This is a genomic window from Thalassolituus sp. UBA6592 (genome assembly GCF_002433655.1).
Lineage (GTDB): Bacteria > Pseudomonadota > Gammaproteobacteria > Pseudomonadales > Oceanobacteraceae > Venatoribacter.
The window spans coordinates 18,818-19,168 of record NZ_DJIO01000181.1 but is presented as its reverse complement, the minus strand read 5'-3'; the positions used below and the strand labels follow the sequence as shown (position 1 = coordinate 19,168).

Below are 351 nucleotides of genomic sequence, written 5' to 3'. Positions count from 1 at the left end.
TATCAACCGCTTATGCTGAAGCTCAGGATGTAAACGGATGTCACGCTAACGTTAAGGTATACGAATGCCGTTAATTGTCAAAACCCAATCTGCATATTAAGAAGGAATTTATCATTAAAAAAGTATTTGCTCTGTTCTTTATCGCTCTGTTATCAACTGCCTATGCTGAAGCCCAGGATATTAATGGTTGTCACGCTGGCGTTAAAGTGTACGAATGTCGTTAATGATCCGCAGGTTTGGTGGCTGCACGATCGCAGTGCAGTCACAGATCGCAAGGGAAGCATAACCCAGTTGGTAATTGCTTCCCTTTTTTTATGCCGGCTATAGTCTGTTCTCTGTTCTCTGTTCTCT

1 protein-coding gene is annotated in these 351 nt (G+C 42.5%); it reads left to right on the top strand.

Translation table 11 applies throughout. From position 1 onward, the window contains the following. The first annotated feature begins 74 nt into the window (after window positions 1-74). A complete protein-coding gene (locus B2Z72_RS18280) occupies window positions 75-224 on the top strand; it encodes a hypothetical protein (protein WP_297005494.1) in 150 nt (49 codons plus the stop codon). The last annotated feature ends 127 nt before the right edge of the window (window positions 225-351 follow it).